The following is an 18,777-nucleotide window of genomic DNA, read 5'->3' as shown; positions in this document are numbered from 1 at the left end:
AGAGAATATGAAATGGAATAAAACACTGTGTTTGTAGGATAACAGGATTAATTATTGGAATATTTTATATCTTATAGACAATACGGGCTTAATAGCTTATGATTACTATATAATAATTTTTCTCATTAGGAGGCACCCAATGGCAGTAGATGTTTCTAGAACACAAGATGTGTATAAAGATGCTGGACAAAGTGTAAATTTTACAACATTATTATTAAATCGTAAAGATCGTGACGCTGAACTCGAAGTGATTCAAGATATGGCGGACCGCATTCAAGCTATTAAACGCTCTGTTAGCATTCGTGCAAATGGTGAAGGTTTGGGCATTGCTTTTGGTTTCAGCCGTAAAGCATGGGATTATTTATTCCCTAATGCACCTGTACCAAAAGAGTTAGAAGACTTCCAAGGTATTAAAGGTGATAAACAAGATGTACCAGCTGTAGCAGCTGATTTATTCTTGCATGTACGTTCCAATGATGAGTCCGTTAAATATACTGTAGTGGATCAAATTATGGAGTTCTTACGTCCTATTACATCTGTAGTAGATGAAACTCATGGCTTCCATTATGAACAAGGTCGCGCCATCATTGATTTTGTAGATGGTACTGAAAACCCTGTTGGTCAAGAAGCTGTAGAGTGGGGCGTTATTGGTGATGAAGATCCTGAATTCACTAATGGTTCTTATGCATTTGCTCAAAAATATGAACACGATCTTGATGCGTGGCGTGCGCTTCCTACAGAAATGCAAGAAAAGTTCATTGGCCGTCGTAAATTCAGCGATATTGAGTTAGAAGATGATGAAAAAGATCCAGCAGCTCATAATGTAGTGTCACAAGATAATCGCGATGATAAAGAACATAAAATCGTGCGCATGAATGTACCGTTTGCTCAACCGGGTCAAGGTGTACGTGGTACATACTTTATTGGCTATGCTCGTTACTGGGATGTAACTAAAACAATGCTTACTAATATGTTTACGCAAAATGATAAATTGCTTGATTATTCCAAACCTATTACAGGCATGCTCTTCTTCATTCCATCCCTTGATACATTGGATGCTATTGCAGAAGGCGAATTATAATCCGCATAGCTAGTTTATGCATGATTTATATGGTTTGTGATGCTCAGTTTTGTTAGCAGCATATAATTTGAGTGAAAATATCATATAAACTCTATAGAAGCGCTCCTTTTAGGGGCGCTTTTATGCTATAATAAATCTATTAAACTCGTAAAATCCATTGTAGTTATGAATGAGGTATTCCATGAATTATACTAGCACCCGCGGTACCGTTGCGGTAAATGAAACATATGCATTATTGCACGGCTTAGCAGAGGATGGTGGTCTATATGTACCATCTTTATTTCCTACAAACTGCTTAACTTACAATGATGTGAAAGATAAAAACTATCAAGAGGTAGCAGCTATTGTATTATCTAAGTTGTTCCCATGCTTCTCTGAAGCTCATTTAAATGAAATGATCAATTCTGCATACTCTGATGCTAATTTCAGTACTCGTGATATTGCGCCGTTACATTCCTTATTAGAAAAGGTTTCTGTATTGGAATTATTCCACGGCCGTACACAAGCTTTCAAAGATATGGCATTGTCCTTATTCCCATATCTATTAGTGGCGGCAAAAGAAGCAGAAGGTGAGAAAAAAGAGGTTCTTATCTTAACGGCTACATCTGGTGATACTGGTAAAGCAGCCCTTGAAGGCTTTAAAGATGTACCTGGTACACATATTCAAGTATTCTACCCAACAGATGGGGTAAGTCCTATGCAAGCAGAACAAATGCAGAAGCAAGAAGGGGAGAACGTTAATGTAACAGCTATTCATGGTAACTTTGACGATGCTCAACAATTCTTGAAACGCTTATTCGTTGATAAGGTTACAGCAGAAGAGGTTGCTGCAAAAGGTGTTATGTTCTCTAGTGCGAACTCCATTAACATCGGCCGCTTAGCACCTCAAGTGGTGTACTATGTAAATGCCTATGCTGAGCTCGTAGCACAAGGTGCTATTCACGAAGACGAAGCTTTCAACGTAGTAGTGCCAACAGGTAACTTTGGTAATATCTTGGCTGCTTACTATGCTAAAAAAATGGGTATTCCTATTGGTAAATTGATTTGTGCATCCAACCAAAACAATGTGCTTACTGATTTCTTTGAAACTGGCACATACGATATGAACCGCCCATTCTATACAACGATTTCTCCGTCCATGGATATTCTTGAATCCTCCAACTTTGAACGTTTCTTGTACTATATCTCTGGTGAAGATAGTGAACGTACCGCTGGTTGGATGAAAGATCTTAAAGCAACCGGTAAATTGACTGTCAACGAAGAAGAGTTCTGTCGTGTTAAAGCTAATTTCGCAGGTGCCTACGTTGATGATGAAGAAACAAAAGCCATCATTGAACAAGTGTACAACTCCTATGGTTATGTAATGGACCCTCATACGGCGGTAGCTATGGGTGCATACATGAAGGAATTAGAAAAACATCCTGAAGATGGTGCACGCCATACAATTATTGCGTCTACTGCACATCCATTTAAATTCCCTACAGCCATTTGCGAGGCTTTAGATATCAAAGTGGGTGACACACCGTATGAAAGCTTAGATAATATTTCTGCTGTAACGGGTGTAGCATTCCCTAAACAATTGGAAGCTTTGAAATCTAAACCATTGCGTTTTACAAAAGCAATCGATAAAGAGGATATGAAACAAGAAATTCTTGATTTTGTAGATACATTCTCTAAATAATATGATGCCGCCTTTCATTAGAAGGGCGGCATATATTTTGGCTTTGTAAACTATGTATCTCCTGTATATCGGATTGCTTATATAGATAATACAGGACAGTAACTATGTAGTAACATTATAGTAGAAGTGTATAGGGAGGTAGTATGGCTAAAAAAGGCCTTATGTACGCATTGTTATCGGCTCTTTTGTTGAGTACGATGAATTTATTCGTAAAGATGCTTGGCTCTAATATTCCTTCTGGGGAAATTGCCTTTTTCCGTGGCTTATTTGGTACTGTAGCGGTTCTTATCGTTATGTATACCCAAGGCATCCGATTCTCTAAAGAAGATAGAGGACATCTACTAATGCGCGGTTTATACGGCGGCTTTGGAATGGTTTGTAACTTTATTGCCTTAGTGCATTTAAAGTTATCTGATGCAACGATTTTATTTCAAACATCAGGTATATTTGTATTGATATTTAGCGCCTTATTTCTTAAAGAACGGGTACCTAAAGGGGCTGGAAAATGGCTTCTTTTGATCTTTGTAGCTGTAATGGTTATGGTAAATCCATTTAGCTTTACTGGCTTTACTTGGTTTGCCTTAGTAGCTATTTTAGGGGCTGCTTTATCTGCGGCTGCGTATACAACGATTCGCCTTATATCTAAGCGAGGTAAACATAGTAATTTCGAAATTATGGCGTATTTTATGATTACTGGTATGATTGCAGGGCTTGTTACAACTGACAAACTCGTTATGCCTCAAGGTACAGATTGGCTTATCATCTTGGCGATTGGTGGTATTAGTGTAGTGGCTCAGTTCTTCTTGACTGGTGCCTTTGTTACAACTAACGCTGTAGTGGCTCAATTTCTACAATATGTTGGCGTATTCATTAGTTCCTTCTATGGATTCCTGTTCTTTGGTGAAACCTTATCCATTGAAACCGTTGGGGCTGGTATTGCCATGTTTGTGTCCTCTGTTATGCTAGCACGCCTTAAAGAGCAAAGTGGTACTTTGCGTGAAGGCAAGGTTATAGAGGATAAAATTAAATAAATGTCGAATATATACAATATCAAACGTTGTATGACAGTGGGGGTGCTGATCACATTCGTGATTGGCACCTTTTTACATATAGGTGCGAAAAATATCTAAGATAATGATGTATCGGGTTGTTATTAAAAATATACTAGGGCTCTTTCATTTTGAAAGTAGCTACAGGAGGAGGGGCTATGTATATAAAATGGATGCATATTGAAAACTATCGCAACTTGGCTGATGTGACCTTGAGCTTTCACAATGATATTAATTATTTCGTTGGTGAAAATGCAGTAGGTAAGTCTAATTTTTTAGATCTCTTAGAAATTGTCATGGAGTGTCACGGTTTTAATGAACATGATTTTACAGATGTACATAAACCGATTCGCATAGATTTTGAACTATCACTTGGTGAATTAAATTATAAAAGTATGTTTACCCCTAATGAGGGGCCAATTTATCGGTTACGATTAGAACAAGTGGTACAAGAGGTATATCCACGCCTGTATAGCATGACTGATAAAGGTATTGAGCCTATGGCGCTTTCTATGATTCGTCATGCTTTATATATGTGTCATCGAGATACTTCTGAACAAGAGTTGTTTACTATTCCATCCTCAGTTTATGTAGAGCTAGGAAAACTATTAGAAGACTATGTGTCTAGATTGGAAGTGGTAACTGATGATTTACAACGTAAAATCGTCAGTTTGCGTAAGGATTTAGATCCCTATTGTATGCTCAATATTCAACACCTCATAGAAGTGTTATCCACTTCATCCGCAATGGAACATAAATACTCTGCTGATAATGTGCGTTTAATTATGGCGGTGGCTCTTAAGATTTTGGCGCAAATTTATATGAAGATTAATAGTGCAACAACAAATTTAGAATCTCTTCTCGTATATGATGAAAAAGGTCGTAAGTATTTACCTATTTTTATTAGTGTCGATGAGCCAGAGTTACACTTAAGTCCGTACTTGCAACGAGCCGTGCTAAATTATTATCGCCAAATTGCAACGAATGAAAACGAAGAATTTTTGGCGTTGCTAAGAGATATATTTAACATTGATGGACTTTTAGGGCAGCTCTTTGTAGTTACTCATAGTACGGATGCGCTAGTTGACGACTATCGTCATATAATTCGTCTATACCGTGATGAGAACAATATGGTTTGTACAGCTTGTGGAGTGACCTTTAATTTTCCTAAGGAAGTAGAAAAGCACTTGATTATGCATTTCCCTGAGGCTAAACAGGCGCTCTATGCACGGTGTATCATTCTTGTAGAGGGTGAAACAGAGTATGGCAGTTTTGCTGGCTTTGGGAAAAAATTAGGTGTAGATTTTGATTACTTTGGCATATGTCTTATCAATGCACGTGGTGAGTCCTCTATTAGTAAACTACAAAAACTGTTTAATCGATTTGCCATACCTACAGTCGCTCTCTATGATCGCGATGTAGAAGGGAAATATTCTAAAGCACATAGCAATATATTCTATACGGATGAAATATGTTTTGAAATGGACTTTGTTACTCATCTATTATCCTTGCGTAAACGTTCCATTATAGATGCTATTATCAAGGATATAATCGATGATGCTAGACCAATGGTGACAAAGGATATGGCCCGACGAGGTTATGCCAAGCTAGGAATTACGAAAAAGCAAATTAGACAACGATGTTTATCAAATATTTCAGATCGCAAATTAGATGATTTACATGTCTATTATTTCTCCTGGTTCTATGCTAATAAAGGCGTTATTGTAGGGCGTCGTATTAGTCAATTCTTAGAGGCCGAAATGATACCGCCGGCATTTATTTCAGTTATAGAACGGGCTAAAGCTATTTCCTTAGGTATAAACATATAATAGTATATATAATATATAGGACTATAAATTATTTTTTCTAATTAATAGAGTTTAACCGATGTAGGATTAGGCTCTATTTTTTACGTATTTTAAATAGAATTTTTGAAGAAGCATATATCAATATGGTGCGAAAAATACGCATGATTACTGGTTTGTTACAATAATAGATAGGATTATGAAAAACTATATTAAATAAATTCGAAAGACTACATCGAAAATTCTTGACATCTCTTCATCTTTCCTTTATGATTAGTACAGTTATTAACGCATTCTCAATTAAGTGTATCTAGGAGTAGTGAGAACATGAAAGATTTTTTGAACGATTTTAAAGCTTTTGCATTCAAAGGTAACATGATGGACCTTGCTATTGGTATGATTATTGGGGCTGCTTTCACAGCGTTGGTTAACTCCGTTGTAAGCAACTTGTTCATGCCTATTATCAGCTTGTTCACAGGCGGTATTGATTTCAGTAACTTGTACTTGCCATTAAATGCTGCATCTAAAGATGCATTTATGTCTGGTGCTGATATTAATACAGCTCGTGCAGTTGGTTCTGTATTGCCATACGGTACATTTATTACTGATTTGATTCAATTCTTAATCTTGGCGTTCGTTGTATTCTTGATGGTTCGCGCATTAGCTAAAATGATGAAAAACGCGAAAGAAGAAGAAGCTGCTGAAGCACCTACAACTAAAGAATGTCCATTCTGTAAAACAGAAATTCACATTGATGCAGTTAAATGTCCTAACTGTACAGCAGATTTGAAATAATTCAAATTTAAAGCTACATAAAGGGAGTAAGGCCTAGGCCTTACTCCTTTTTGTTGTATTACGCCAGCTTTCTAGTATAAAATATAAGTATATAGTAGAAATATATAATATTAACTTTAACGCGAAATTCTTGTGCGTGTATTATAAGACGCTTTTGGAGGACTTATACATATGGAAAAAAAACCTCTAGTTGTTGTAAACGGTTTAGTCCGTAAAGATGCAATTGCTTATTTAAAAGAGCACGTAGATGTGCGCCAATGGACTGAAAAGACTGTAATGCCTCGTGAGACCTTAAAGGAATGGCTCGTTGATGCGGATGGTTTGTGGTGTGTTCGCCCTTTAGATGTAGACGGTGATCTTGTAAAAAATGCACCTAATTTAAAGGTTATTGCTCAAGCAGCTGTGGGTTATGATAATGTAAAAATTGATGAATTAACGGCAGCAGGTATTCCTTATGGCAATACGCCAGGTGTTCTTAATGAAACCGTAGCAGAGCTTGCTTTTACATTGATTGCCACTGCTAGTCGTCGTATTCTGGAAAATGCTAATTTCGTAAAAGAAGGACGTTGGGCTCAAAGACCATCTAATATTAAAGGTTTTGATTTGAGTCGCCGTACCCTTGGTATTATTGGGATGGGGGCTATTGGTGTATCTATTTCTCGTCGTGCCCGTGCATTCGGTATGACTGTGGTATACCATAATCGTAATCAGCGTATTGATGACAAGATTCATAAAACTACGTATATGGAATTAGATGACTTGTTAGCTACTAGTGATGTAGTTTGTGTGATGGCTCCACTAACAGATGAAACATATCACATGTGTGATGAAGCATTCTTCAAAAAAATGAAGAATACTGCATTGTTTGTTAATGTTGGCCGTGGACCTATCGTTGATACAGATGCTTTGATTAATGCCCTAAAAACAGGTGAAATCGATTACGCAGCACTTGACGTAACTGATCCAGAGCCATTGCCAGCAGATCATCCATTATTGGATGTTGAGAACTGTCTTATCGTACCACATATTGGTTCTTATACTGATCGTACGCGTTATGATATGTCTATTTTGACGGCTGACAATATTATTGCTGGCGTTCATAAGAAACCATTAAAGACCTGTGTTAATGAAGAAGTTAACTATAAGAAACCAGAAATGGATGTAGAGTCTGCCTTAGAAGAGCTTAAAAAAGCTGGTATAGACTTAGCTGATTTCGACTAATATCACAAGACCTCAAAAGATATGCGGTATTATGCAAAATATGGTAAAATAAAAGAATATTTATCCTATGGAGGTTAGAACGTTGGAACATAAAGATATTGAAAAAACTGTAGCTCCTGAAGAAGTTGTGTCTGTTAACTTTATCGAAGCTATCATCAACAAAGATAACGAAACTGGCAAATACGGTGGTCGTGTGTTAACTCGCTTCCCGCCAGAACCAAATGGTTACTTACATATTGGTCATGCTAAATCTATTTGTCTTAACTTTGGTATTGGCAAACAGTACAATGGCTTAACAAATCTTCGTTTTGATGATACGAATCCTGCAAAAGAAGATGTTGAATACGTAAACTCCATCATGGAAGATGTAAAATGGCTCGGCTTTGATTGGGCTGATGAACCACGTTATGCATCTGACTATTTTGGTCAAATGTACGAATATGCTAAGAAATTAATTACTCTTGGCAAAGCGTATGTAGATGATCAAACGGCTGATGAAATTAAACAAACCCGTGGCGATTTCTCTACACCTGGTGTTAATAGCCCATACCGCGATCGTAGCGTAGAAGAAAACTTGAAACTCTTCGAAGAAATGAAAGATGGTCAATACGCTGATGGTGAAAAGGTATTGCGTGCAAAAATCGACATGGGCCATCCTAATATCGTTATGCGTGACCCTGTTCTTTATCGTATTGTAAATGCAGAACATCATAACACAGGCAATGAGTGGAAGATTTACCCTATGTATGACTTTGCTCATCCTATTGAAGATGCTATCGAACGTGTTACACACTCTATCTGTACTTTAGAGTTTGAAGTTCATCGTCCATTGTATGATTGGGTACTTGAGGATTGGGATGATACTGAAATTCCGCAACAAATTGAATTTGCTCGTTTAAATGTAACTAAAATGGTTATGTCCAAACGTAAATTACGTGCACTTGTGGAAGCTGGTCTCGTAGCTGGCTGGGATGATCCTCGTATGCCTACTATTTCTGGCTTGCGTCGTCGTGGTTACACGCCAGAAGCGATTCGTGATTTCTGTGATCGTATTGGCGTCGCTAAAGCAGATAGCGTTGTTGATATTGCTTTGCTTGAGTTCTGTATCCGTGAAGATTTGAAACTCAAAGCTACACGCCCTATGGTAGTTATTGATCCTGTGAAAGTTGTTATTACGAACTATCCAGAAGGTCAAACTGAACTATGCACAGTTGAAAATAATCCAGAAAATGAAGAGTTGGGTAATCGTGAAGTTGTATTCGGTCGTGAAATCTACATTGAACGCAATGACTTTATGGAAGAGCCAGTTAAGAAATTCTTCCGCTTGGCACCAGGTAAAGAAGTACGCTTAAAAGGTGCATACTTCATTACATGTACTGATGTTATCAAAGATGAAAATGGCAATATTACAGAAATACACTGTACATATGATCCAGAAACTAAGAGCGGCAGCGGTTGCACTCGTAAGGTAAAAGGTACATTGCACTGGGTTGAAGCATCTACTGCAGTAGATATTGAATCTCGCTTATATGATTATTTACTTAAAGAAGATTCCGATGGTAAAGACTTCTTGGGCGATTTCAACCATGACTCCTTACAAGTATTCCATAGTAAAGGGGAAGCATGTCTTGCTAATACTGTACCAGGAGACCATTTCCAATTCTTGCGCCAAGGTTACTTTGTAACTGATAAAGATAGTACACCAAATCATATCGTAATGAACCGTATTGTTGGTTTACGCGATAGCTGGGCTAAGGCACAAAAAAAATAATTTAGTCAGGCATATACGTTGCTAAGATAATGATAAAGAACCGCTCCACTAAAGGCGGTTCTTTACTACTGTGTTGTTACTATAAATGTTGAGAGTTTGTGACATTAACATTTCATTAGAGGAGACATATGAAAAAATTAGTATTACTTGCTACTGCAGCTGCTGTATTAGTATCTGTTCCAGCAATAGGTTCTGCAGCAAACATTAAGTCCGTTTTGAATAAAAGTCAAACTGTAACATATCAAGGTGTTAAATTACCTGAAGGTGTTACAATGTATCAAAATAATCCTAAAGCACTTTTTGCAGGCGATGCAAAAAAAGATATTAAATCTGTGCTTATAGAAGCGGGTGCTACCTCTGCTAATGTATATACATTGAATATTAAAAACGAAAATGAAATGAACTATGCTGTATATGGTAATATAGTATTAGGAAAGCAATTATCTGGTCGCATGAGTGAAACTAAGCATGTCAATGCAGATCCATCTTCACTAGGTGCACTTGCTTCTGCTATTAATAAGGGGGATAGTCCAATTCTTGGTACTTTCACAGTTGTAACGCCATTAGCTAAACAAGGTAATGTATACGAAGGAATATTAAAATATAAAAGTGTAGCTAATAATAATTCTTATAATGAAGTTTTACATATTAGCCTTTTTGATGATAAGTATACTGGTCCGAATGCACGTTTTATAGCTATAAATGAAGCTGATGATGCTGCGATATTCCCTAAAGTTAAGACTTTGCTAACGGTTAAAAAATAAATAATTATTGAAAATATATATCAATTATTCTTGACAATTTTTCTCATCAAGAGTACTATTGGCATATAGGAATTATTCTCATTAGAGAAAGTTCTAACGATGTGCAACAGGCAGGTACTATTATGATGAATTCAATTGACCATATCATTGGATATCATTGTGCACCGGCAATTCGAGGTATCAAACTTTCGAACTTGGTTTCTATTCCACGGGACATGAATGAACAAATCCAATTTGTATTGACAGAATATAATAAAGAGTTCAATGAAAAAGGATTGTTCTTCTTTGAATTATGTCGCTGTAAAGCGCGTAGACTATTATTGGTATTCCGTGAGAAACAATTACGAGACTATGTACGGCAACCTGCAGTAATGACATTTTTGAAAGCCTACGGTTATCATGATCGCATGAGCATTATGGAGATGCTTGAGCACCTAAGATATCGTATGGAAGCAAGTGTTGATTTTCCACATGAAATCGGCGTATTTCTAGGTTATCCATTAAAAGATGTGAAATATTTTATTTCTCGTCGTGGCAGTGGATATCGTATGTGTGGAGAGTGGAAAGTTTACCATGATGTGGTAGATGCAAAACGCTCTTTCTTATGTTACAAAGCATGTCGTGAATTTTGTCAAACTCAATTGATGTTGGGAAAAACATTTAGTTCATTGGTCGCAAGAACGGCCTAGGAGGTACAAGATGATTGGTGTAATTTATTGGTCCGGTACAGGCAATACAGAACAAATGGCTCAAGCAGTAGCTGAAGGTATCAAAGCTGCAGGTCAAGAAGTTGAAGTGAAATCTGTTTCTGAAGTATCCGTAGATGACGCAGCAGCTTACGAAAAACTAGCTCTTGGCTGTGCTGATATGGGTGCAGAACAATTAGAAGAAGGCGAATTTGAACCATTCTACACAGAATTAGAAGCTAAATTGGGTGGTAAAAAAGTAGCAATCTTTGGCTCCTATGGTTGGGGTGGCACTTGGTTAGAAGATTGGGGCACTCGCATTAAAGACGCTGGTGGCGAATTAGTAGCTGATGGCGTGGCAATCTTGGGTGAACCTGATGATGATGGTAAAGCACAATGTGAAGAATTGGGTAAAACATTAGCAAACGCATAGTTTACTCTTAACCATTAACATAAATCCTAACAGATAACAGTATATAAAGGCTGTAATAACGATATGTCGTTATTACAGCCTTTTTTGTATGCAATAAGAAGATTATATATACTTACTATGTATATAGACGTAACTTTTTGGTAGTTATGAATGTAGGAGTATTTATAAAAAATATATATATGCATAATGACATAGCAGATTGAATTAATACATATAAAAATATAGATATACATTGATTTTTATAGAGTTTGAATAGATTTAATTATATAGATGCGATAGCACAAAGGTCATTAAAAATTTTTATAACATCCGGTTTATATGATGGAAATCAAAGGGAATGTATATGTTTATAACAATGGATGTATATGTTTGAATGTTTATAAATAACTTTAATGCATAATAGCATTGCATTTTTGTATACATAGACCTATAATTTAAGTAAGGAACCTAACAAAAAATTAGGTTGATACAAAAATAGTTAGAATTGTTCTCATAATGCTGACTATATAAGCGGACTGAAGTTATTTAGACCATAAAGTTAACCGATACCGATGAGAGGGAGGTTATCTCAATGAGTACATTGGAACGGCTAAAAGTAATAGCCCATGGATTGGCCATACAATTCGGACCATCTTGTGAAGTACTAATACATGACTTACAAGGAGATCTCGATACATCACTTGTATATATAGAAAATGGTACGATAACGAATCGTCATGTTGGTGATGGTCCATCACATGTGGTTTTAGATGTACTCAACTATGATGATGGTAGTGAAGGTAGATTTGGGTATCTAACAAAAACTAAGGCTGGACGGATATTAAAATCCTCTACCATGTATATCCGTGATGATAATGGCAATATTGAATACCTATTAGGAATTAATCAGGATATTACAGAGTTTGTTATGATGCATCGATCACTTGAAAGTCTTATAGGGATAGGCCAAGCAGAGACTGGCACTGTTGAAAAAATTACTACAAGTGTATCGGAACTATTAGATGATTTACTACTAGAAGCAGAACGGTTAGTTGGCAAACCTGGCCCACTCATGAATAAAGTAGAGCGACTAAAAGCTATTAGCTACTTAAATGAAAAAGGGGCTTTTCTTATCTCTAAATCTTCAGAAAAGATTGCGGAGTATTTCAATATTTCTAAGTTTACTCTTTATAGTGATTTAAATACTGTAAAGGAAGAATCCTAGGAGGCAAATATGGACCGAATTCAGTGGAAACGTAATACGATGGCACCATCTAGTGACAAGTTTTTGTCCGTTATGGATGTTAGAGAAATTAAGAAAGCTAAAGCGTTTCATGAAAGTTTTCCACAGTATAGTGTAACTCCACTAGTATCGCTAGAAAAATTAGCAGATTATATCGGTGTTAATTCTCTCTTTGTAAAAGATGAATCTTACCGCTTTGGCTTAAATGCATTTAAGGTATTAGGCGGCTCTTATGCAATGGCAAAATATGTAGCTCAACAAACTGGTAAAAATGTTGAAGATGTACCATATGATGTATTAACTTCTCCACAATTAAAAGAAGAATTCGGACAAGCTACATTCTTTACAGCTACTGATGGTAACCACGGACGTGGCGTAGCCTGGGCTGCTAATAAATTAGGTCAAAAAGCAGTAGTGTTCATGCCTAAAGGCTCTACAGAATATCGTAGGAAACAAATTGAAAATGAAGGTGCTACCGTAACAATCGAAGAATTCAACTACGATGAATGTGTACGGTTAGCAACTAAAAAATCTAAAGAAGTTCCAAATGGTGTTGTAGTTCAAGATACAGCATGGGAAGGTTATGAAGAAATTCCAAACTGGATCATGCAAGGCTATGGCACAATGGCTATGGAAACTGCAAATCAGTTAGAATCTGAAAACTGTAAGGTACCAACTCATGTATTTGTACAAGCTGGTGTAGGTTCCCTAGCAGGTGCTGTAGTAGGTTATTTCACTAATTTATACAGCAATGCAACTAAGAAACCTAAATTAGTGGTTGTAGAAGCTGAAGCAGCAGCTTGCTTATACAAAGGGGCTGTAGCTGATGATGGTAATCCTCGTATCGTTGAGGGTGATTTAGAAACAATCATGGCTGGACTTGCATGTGGTGAACCAAATACAGTTTCATGGGATATTTTGAGAAACCATGCGGATGTATTCGTATCTGCTCCTGATTGGGTAGCAAGACTTGGGATGCGCGTTGGTGGTGCACCGATTAAAGGTGATACACCAATCACTACAGGTGAATCTGGTGCAGTTCCACTAGGTCTTGTAACGGCAATTATGACAATGCCAGAATATGAAGACTTACGCAAGGAATTAGAATTAGATGCGTCTTCAAAGGTGCTCTGCTTCTCCACTGAAGGTGATACAGACCCTGAAAGATATAAAAACATTATGTGGTATGGTGAAGATCGTTAGGAGGCATTAATTATGGATTTACAAGCAATTAAACAAGCAGCAGCAACTTATGGACCAGCGATGACCAAGTTCTTACGTGAAATCGTAGCATTCCCTGGTGAAAGTGCAGAAGAAAAAGAACACGTTCAACGCATTGAAAAAGAAATGAAAGATCTTGGCTTCGACGAAGTTGAAGTAGATCCAATGGGTAACATTCTTGGTTACATGGGTACTGGTAAAACTCTTATTGCCTTCGACGCTCATATCGATACAGTAGGTATTGGCAACCGCGATAACTGGAATTTCGATCCTTATGAAGGTTTCGAAGATGAAACTAAAATCGGTGGTCGTGGTGTATCTGACCAATTAGGTGGTATCGTATCCGCTGTATACGGCGCTAAAATCATGAAAGACTTAGGTCTTTTAAGTGATAAATATCGCGTACTTGTTGTAGGTACAGTACAAGAAGAAGACTGCGATGGTCTTTGCTGGGAATACATGATTAAAGAACGCAATATTCGTCCTGAATTCGTAGTATCCACTGAACCAACTGACGGCGGTATCTACCGTGGCCAACGTGGTCGTATGGAAATCCGCGTAGACGTACAAGGCGTATCTTGCCACGGTTCTGCTCCAGAACGCGGTGACAACGCAATTTACAAAATGGCAGATATTCTTCAAGATATCCGTGACTTGAATGCTAACTCTGCTGATGAAAGCACAGCAATTAAAGGCCTTGTAAAAATGCTTGACCCTAAATTCAACCCAGACCACTACGAAGAAGCTCGCTTCTTAGGTCGCGGTACTGTAACTACTTCCCAAATCTTCTACACTTCTCCAAGCCGTTGTGCAGTAGCTGACTCTTGCGCCGTTTCCTTGGACCGTCGTATGACAGCTGGCGAAACATGGCAATCCTGCTTGGCAGAAATCGAAGCTTTACCACATGTTAAAGAATATGGTGCGAAAGTATCCATGTACGAATATGCTCGTCCATCCTGGACTGGTTTGACATATCCAATCGAATGTTACTTCCCAACTTGGGTAATTCCTAAAGATCACAAAGTAACAGAAGCTTTAGAAGAAGCCTACACTAGCTTGTATGGTAACGAACGTATTGGTGCTGAAGACACAGTTGAAATGCGTAAAGCTCGCCCATTGACTGATAAATGGACATTCTCCACTAACGGCGTATCTATCATGGGCCGTAATGGTATCCCTTGCATCGGCTTTGGTCCTGGCGCAGAAGCACAAGCACATGCTCCTAACGAAATCACATGGAAACAAGACCTTGTAACATGTGCAGCTGTATATGCATTATTACCATCCGTATACTGCAAAGACTAATATCATATACATTGAATTAGATCTCTTTAAAACGGAAATCACTAGAACATAGTTCATAACTACAAATTTAATATGGTACCTCACCATTTGATGAGGTACCGTATAAAGTTAGATCCTAAGTAGCCCTTTAGGGAATTGAAAGAGAGGACTTACAGATGACAGACTTCAATAAAAGTATTGAAACTTTAAAAGACTTAGACGTTAGCAAAATGTACGGCGAAGATTTCTTCCTTACATGGGAAAAATCTGAAGATGAATTAAAAGGTGTTTGGGCAGTAGCTGATGCGTTACGTGCTCTTAGAGAACGCAATATTTCCACTAAAGTATTCGACAGCGGTCTTGGCATTTCCTTATTCCGTGATAACTCCACAAGAACTCGCTTCTCCTTCGCCTCCGCTTGTAACCTTTTAGGTTTAGAAGTTCAAGACTTGGATGAAGGTAAATCCCAAATTGCTCACGGTGAAACAGTTCGTGAAACAGCTAACATGATTTCCTTCATGGCTGATGTAATCGGTATCCGCGATGATATGTACATCGGCAAAGGTAATGCTTACATGCATCAAGTATCCGATGCAGTAAAAGAAGGTCACGAAGATGGCGTATTAGAACAACGTCCTACACTTGTAAACTTACAATGCGATATCGACCATCCAACACAAATCATGGCTGATGCAGCTCATATCATCAAAGAATTCGGTGGTGTAGAAAACCTTAAAGGTAAAAAACTTGCTATGACTTGGGCGTACTCTCCATCTTATGGTAAACCTTTATCCGTACCTCAAGGTGCTATTGGTTTATTCACTCGTCTAGGTATGGAAGTTGTATTAGCACATCCAGAAGGCTACGAAGTAATGCCTGAGGTTGAAGAAATCGCTAAGAAACAAGCTGAAGAAAGCGGCGGTTCCTTCCGTAGAACTAACGACATGAAGGACGCTTTCAAAGATGCAGATATCGTATATCCTAAGAGCTGGGCTCCATTTGGTGCGATGGAAAAACGTACGAAACTATATGGCGAAAACGACCATGAAGGCATTAAAGCATTAGAAAAAGTTCTTCTTGAAGAAAATGGTAAACATAAAGATTGGGCATGTACTGAAGAGATGATGAGTCTCACTAAAGACGGTAAAGCTCTTTACTTACATTGCTTACCAGCAGATATTACAGGTGTAAGTTGTGAAGAAGGCGAAGTAGACGCAACAGTATTCGATCGCTATCGTGTACCTCTTTATAAAGAAGCAAGCTACAAACCATATGTTATTGCAGCTATGATCTTCTTAAGCAAATTTAAGAATCCTGTAGAAACCTTAAAAGAATTAGAACGGAAGGGAACTGACCGAGTTCAACCGTAAAGTAAAGTTTAGGGGCCATCCGTGATGATGGCTCCTTTTTATTCTAAATAGTTTGTTATGAGGCATAACATGAAAAAAAGAGTTGTAGTAGCATTAGGCGGGAATGCATTAGGTAATTCCCTTCCAGAACAAAAAATTGCCGTAAAAAGTACAGCTAAAACAATCATTGATTTAGTAGAAGCCAATTGTGATGTAGTAGTAACGCATGGCAATGGCCCTCAAATCGGTATGATCAACAATGCGATGGCTGCATTGACACGTGAAGTAAAAGGTCAACCAAATACACCATTGTCCGTATGTGTGGCTATGAGCCAAGCATATATTGGATATGACTTACAAAATGCGCTTCACGAAGAATTGTTAAATCGTGGTATTGAACATTTGCCAACCATGACAATGGTTACGCAAGTATTAGTTGATCAAAATGACCCTGGTTTTAAAAATCCTACAAAACCAATTGGTCACTTTATGACTAAAGAAGAAGCTGAATATGCAGAAAAAAATTACGATTATGTTGTAAAAGAAGATGCTGGCCGCGGTTATCGCCGTGTAGTAGCATCCCCAGCACCTAAAGAAATTATCGAAATCGAAGCGATTAAAGGCTTAGTAGGTAAACAATTAATCGTTGCTTGTGGCGGTGGCGGTATCCCTGTAACTAGAGAAGGTAATGAACTTCATGGTGCAGCAGCAGTTATTGATAAAGACTGGACTAGTAGCTTGTTAGCACAAGAAATTGATGCTGATGTACTTGTTATCTTAACAGCGGTTGAAAAAGTAGCCATTAATTTTGGTAAAGAAAATGAAAAATGGCTTGATGAAATCACAGTTGCAGAAGCTAAAGAATATGCAGCCGCAGGTGAATTCGCAGAAGGTTCTATGAAACCAAAAGTAGAAGCTGCCATTGCATTTGCAGAATCTAAAAAAGGCCGTGTTTCCATTATCACATTATTAGAAAAATCTAAGGATGGTATAGCAGGAAAAACAGGCACGCGTATCGTATTATAATAATATATAGACTTATAAGTATGCATCCAACGATTCGTTGGGGAGGTGCCCTATGATTATATTAGGAAAAGGTACTGTAATTACTCGCGATACTGATAGACCTATCATTTATGATGGCGCTGTTGTTATTGACGGAACTCAGATTATAGATATTGGCGCATATGATGAATTATGCAAACAATATAAAGAGGCAGAAGTTATTGATGCTCATGGCGGTTTGATTATGCCAGGCTTTATTAATGCACATCATCATATTTATTCTGCTCTTGCACGAGGCTTATCCTTACCAGGTCCAGCACCAACAAACTTTGGTGAAATTTTAGAAGGCCTATGGTTCTATTTAGATAATAAGCTGACAGCTCCAGATGTGAAGGCAAGCGCATTGCTTACATATTTAGGTTGTATTGAAAATGGTGTAACTACTATTTTTGACCACCATGCAAGTTATGGCGAAACAGCTAATAGCCTATCTATTATTGCAGATGTAGCAAAACAGTTTGGTGTTCGCTCTTGTTTGTGCTACGAAGTGTCTGACCGTAACGGTGTTGATCAGATGAAAGCCGCTGTTGCAGAAAATGTACGTTTTGGTAAAGAGGCTAAAAAAGATCCATCTAGACTCGCTGCTATGATGGGCTTACATGCATCCTTTACATTAAGTCCTGAAACATTAGATTATGTGAAAGCACAAAATGAAGACAAGTTAGGATATCACGTTCATGTTGCTGAAGGCCCAGAAGATGTGGCAGATAGTAAAGAAAAATATGGCATGACACCTGTAAGACGACTTGTAGAAGCTGGTATTTTAGGACCTAAGAGTATTGCTGGTCACTGCGTACACGTAACTGACCAAGATGTGGAATTATTGAAAGAATCTCAAGCTAAGGTTGTTCATAACCCTGAAAGTAACATGGGTAATGCAGTAGGCACAACAGATATTTTGAAGCTTTTAGGTGCAGGTATCACAGTTGGCCTTGGTACAGATGGATATACAAATGACATGCTAGAATCCTACAAAGTTGCAAATTGTCTTGTAAAACATGAGCAACATAAACCATATGTAGGCTGGGGTGAAGTTCCTCATATGCTATTTGAAAACAACCGTAAAATGGCGAATGAATTCTTTGATACTACAGTAGGCATCCTTAAAAAAGGTGCTGCAGCTGACGTAATCGTTCTTGATTACGCAGCACCAACACCACTTGATGAAAATAACATCAATGGTCACTTATTATTCGGTGCTAATGGTATGTATGTGGTAACAACTATTAGTGATGGTGTACCACGTATGATTGATCGTAAATTACAAGGCATCGACAAAGCTGAAGTAATGAACGAAGTTTTAGCAACATCTAAAGGTTTATGGAAACGACTAAACCCATAACGCAAGCG

The 18,777-nt window shown here is 37.8% G+C and carries 16 protein-coding genes; all 16 read left to right on the top strand.

Going from position 1 to position 18,777, the window contains the following annotated elements:
• The first annotated feature begins 139 nt into the window (after positions 1–139).
• The 16 genes from VRHSUH10_RS03540 (at position 140) to ssnA (ending at position 18,769) form a co-directional block, all read left to right on the top strand.
• Entirely contained in the window at positions 140–1,081 is a 942-nt protein-coding gene (locus VRHSUH10_RS03540; RefSeq protein ID WP_105089467.1) for a Dyp-type peroxidase, read from the top strand.
• A 181-nt stretch (positions 1,082–1,262) separates the two neighbouring features.
• Positions 1,263–2,762: a threonine synthase gene (thrC, locus tag VRHSUH10_RS03535; RefSeq protein WP_105089466.1), complete on the top strand. Its 1,500-nt coding sequence runs from the start codon at positions 1,263–1,265 to the stop codon at positions 2,760–2,762.
• Between the two features lie 143 nt (positions 2,763–2,905).
• The gene (locus VRHSUH10_RS03530; RefSeq protein WP_105089465.1) at positions 2,906–3,793 is read left to right on the top strand and encodes a DMT family transporter; all 888 of its coding nucleotides are present in this window, start codon (positions 2,906–2,908) and stop codon (positions 3,791–3,793) included.
• Between the two features lie 176 nt (positions 3,794–3,969).
• Entirely contained in the window at positions 3,970–5,640 is a 1,671-nt protein-coding gene (locus VRHSUH10_RS03525; RefSeq protein WP_105089464.1) for an ATP-dependent endonuclease, read from the top strand.
• Positions 5,641–5,943: 303 nt separating this feature from the next.
• The gene (gene mscL / locus VRHSUH10_RS03520; protein ID WP_105089463.1) at positions 5,944–6,411 is read left to right on the top strand and encodes a large conductance mechanosensitive channel protein MscL; all 468 of its coding nucleotides are present in this window, start codon (positions 5,944–5,946) and stop codon (positions 6,409–6,411) included.
• Positions 6,412–6,582: 171 nt separating this feature from the next.
• Positions 6,583–7,632: a D-glycerate dehydrogenase gene (locus VRHSUH10_RS03515; RefSeq protein ID WP_105089462.1), complete on the top strand. Its 1,050-nt coding sequence runs from the start codon at positions 6,583–6,585 to the stop codon at positions 7,630–7,632.
• An 82-nt stretch (positions 7,633–7,714) separates the two neighbouring features.
• Positions 7,715–9,403, top strand: a complete 1,689-nt coding sequence (locus VRHSUH10_RS03510; RefSeq protein ID WP_105089461.1) for a glutamine--tRNA ligase/YqeY domain fusion protein — start codon at positions 7,715–7,717, stop codon at positions 9,401–9,403.
• A gap of 128 nt (positions 9,404–9,531) precedes the next feature.
• A complete protein-coding gene (locus VRHSUH10_RS03505) occupies positions 9,532–10,167 on the top strand; it encodes a hypothetical protein (protein WP_105089460.1) in 636 nt (211 codons plus the stop codon).
• Positions 10,168–10,268: 101 nt separating this feature from the next.
• Positions 10,269–10,856: a DUF3793 family protein gene (locus tag VRHSUH10_RS03500; RefSeq protein WP_060924014.1), complete on the top strand. Its 588-nt coding sequence runs from the start codon at positions 10,269–10,271 to the stop codon at positions 10,854–10,856.
• 10 nt (positions 10,857–10,866) lie between these two features.
• Entirely contained in the window at positions 10,867–11,286 is a 420-nt protein-coding gene (locus VRHSUH10_RS03495; protein ID WP_105089459.1) for a flavodoxin, read from the top strand.
• Between the two features lie 571 nt (positions 11,287–11,857).
• Positions 11,858–12,490: a transcriptional regulator gene (locus VRHSUH10_RS03490; RefSeq protein ID WP_105089458.1), complete on the top strand. Its 633-nt coding sequence runs from the start codon at positions 11,858–11,860 to the stop codon at positions 12,488–12,490.
• Between the two features lie 9 nt (positions 12,491–12,499).
• A complete protein-coding gene (gene dpaL / locus VRHSUH10_RS03485; RefSeq protein ID WP_024065752.1) occupies positions 12,500–13,711 on the top strand; it encodes a diaminopropionate ammonia-lyase in 1,212 nt (403 codons plus the stop codon).
• Between the two features lie 12 nt (positions 13,712–13,723).
• Positions 13,724–15,034 (top strand): YgeY family selenium metabolism-linked hydrolase, encoded by a 1,311-nt coding sequence (locus VRHSUH10_RS03480; protein WP_060924011.1) that lies wholly within the window; start codon positions 13,724–13,726, stop codon positions 15,032–15,034.
• A gap of 155 nt (positions 15,035–15,189) precedes the next feature.
• Positions 15,190–16,383, top strand: coding sequence for a knotted carbamoyltransferase YgeW (gene ygeW, locus VRHSUH10_RS03475; protein ID WP_105089457.1), 1,194 nt, complete (start codon positions 15,190–15,192; stop codon positions 16,381–16,383).
• Positions 16,384–16,452: 69 nt separating this feature from the next.
• The gene (gene arcC / locus VRHSUH10_RS03470; RefSeq protein WP_105089456.1) at positions 16,453–17,388 is read left to right on the top strand and encodes a carbamate kinase; all 936 of its coding nucleotides are present in this window, start codon (positions 16,453–16,455) and stop codon (positions 17,386–17,388) included.
• A 52-nt stretch (positions 17,389–17,440) separates the two neighbouring features.
• A complete protein-coding gene (gene ssnA, locus VRHSUH10_RS03465) occupies positions 17,441–18,769 on the top strand; it encodes a putative aminohydrolase SsnA (protein ID WP_105089455.1) in 1,329 nt (442 codons plus the stop codon).
• Positions 18,770–18,777: the final 8 nt, after the last annotated feature.

Source organism: Veillonella sp. T11011-6 (assembly GCF_002959755.1).
GTDB lineage: Bacteria > Bacillota > Negativicutes > Veillonellales > Veillonellaceae > Veillonella.
The sequence above is the reverse complement of the archived record's forward strand: the minus strand, read 5'-3'. Positions and strand labels throughout refer to the sequence as shown.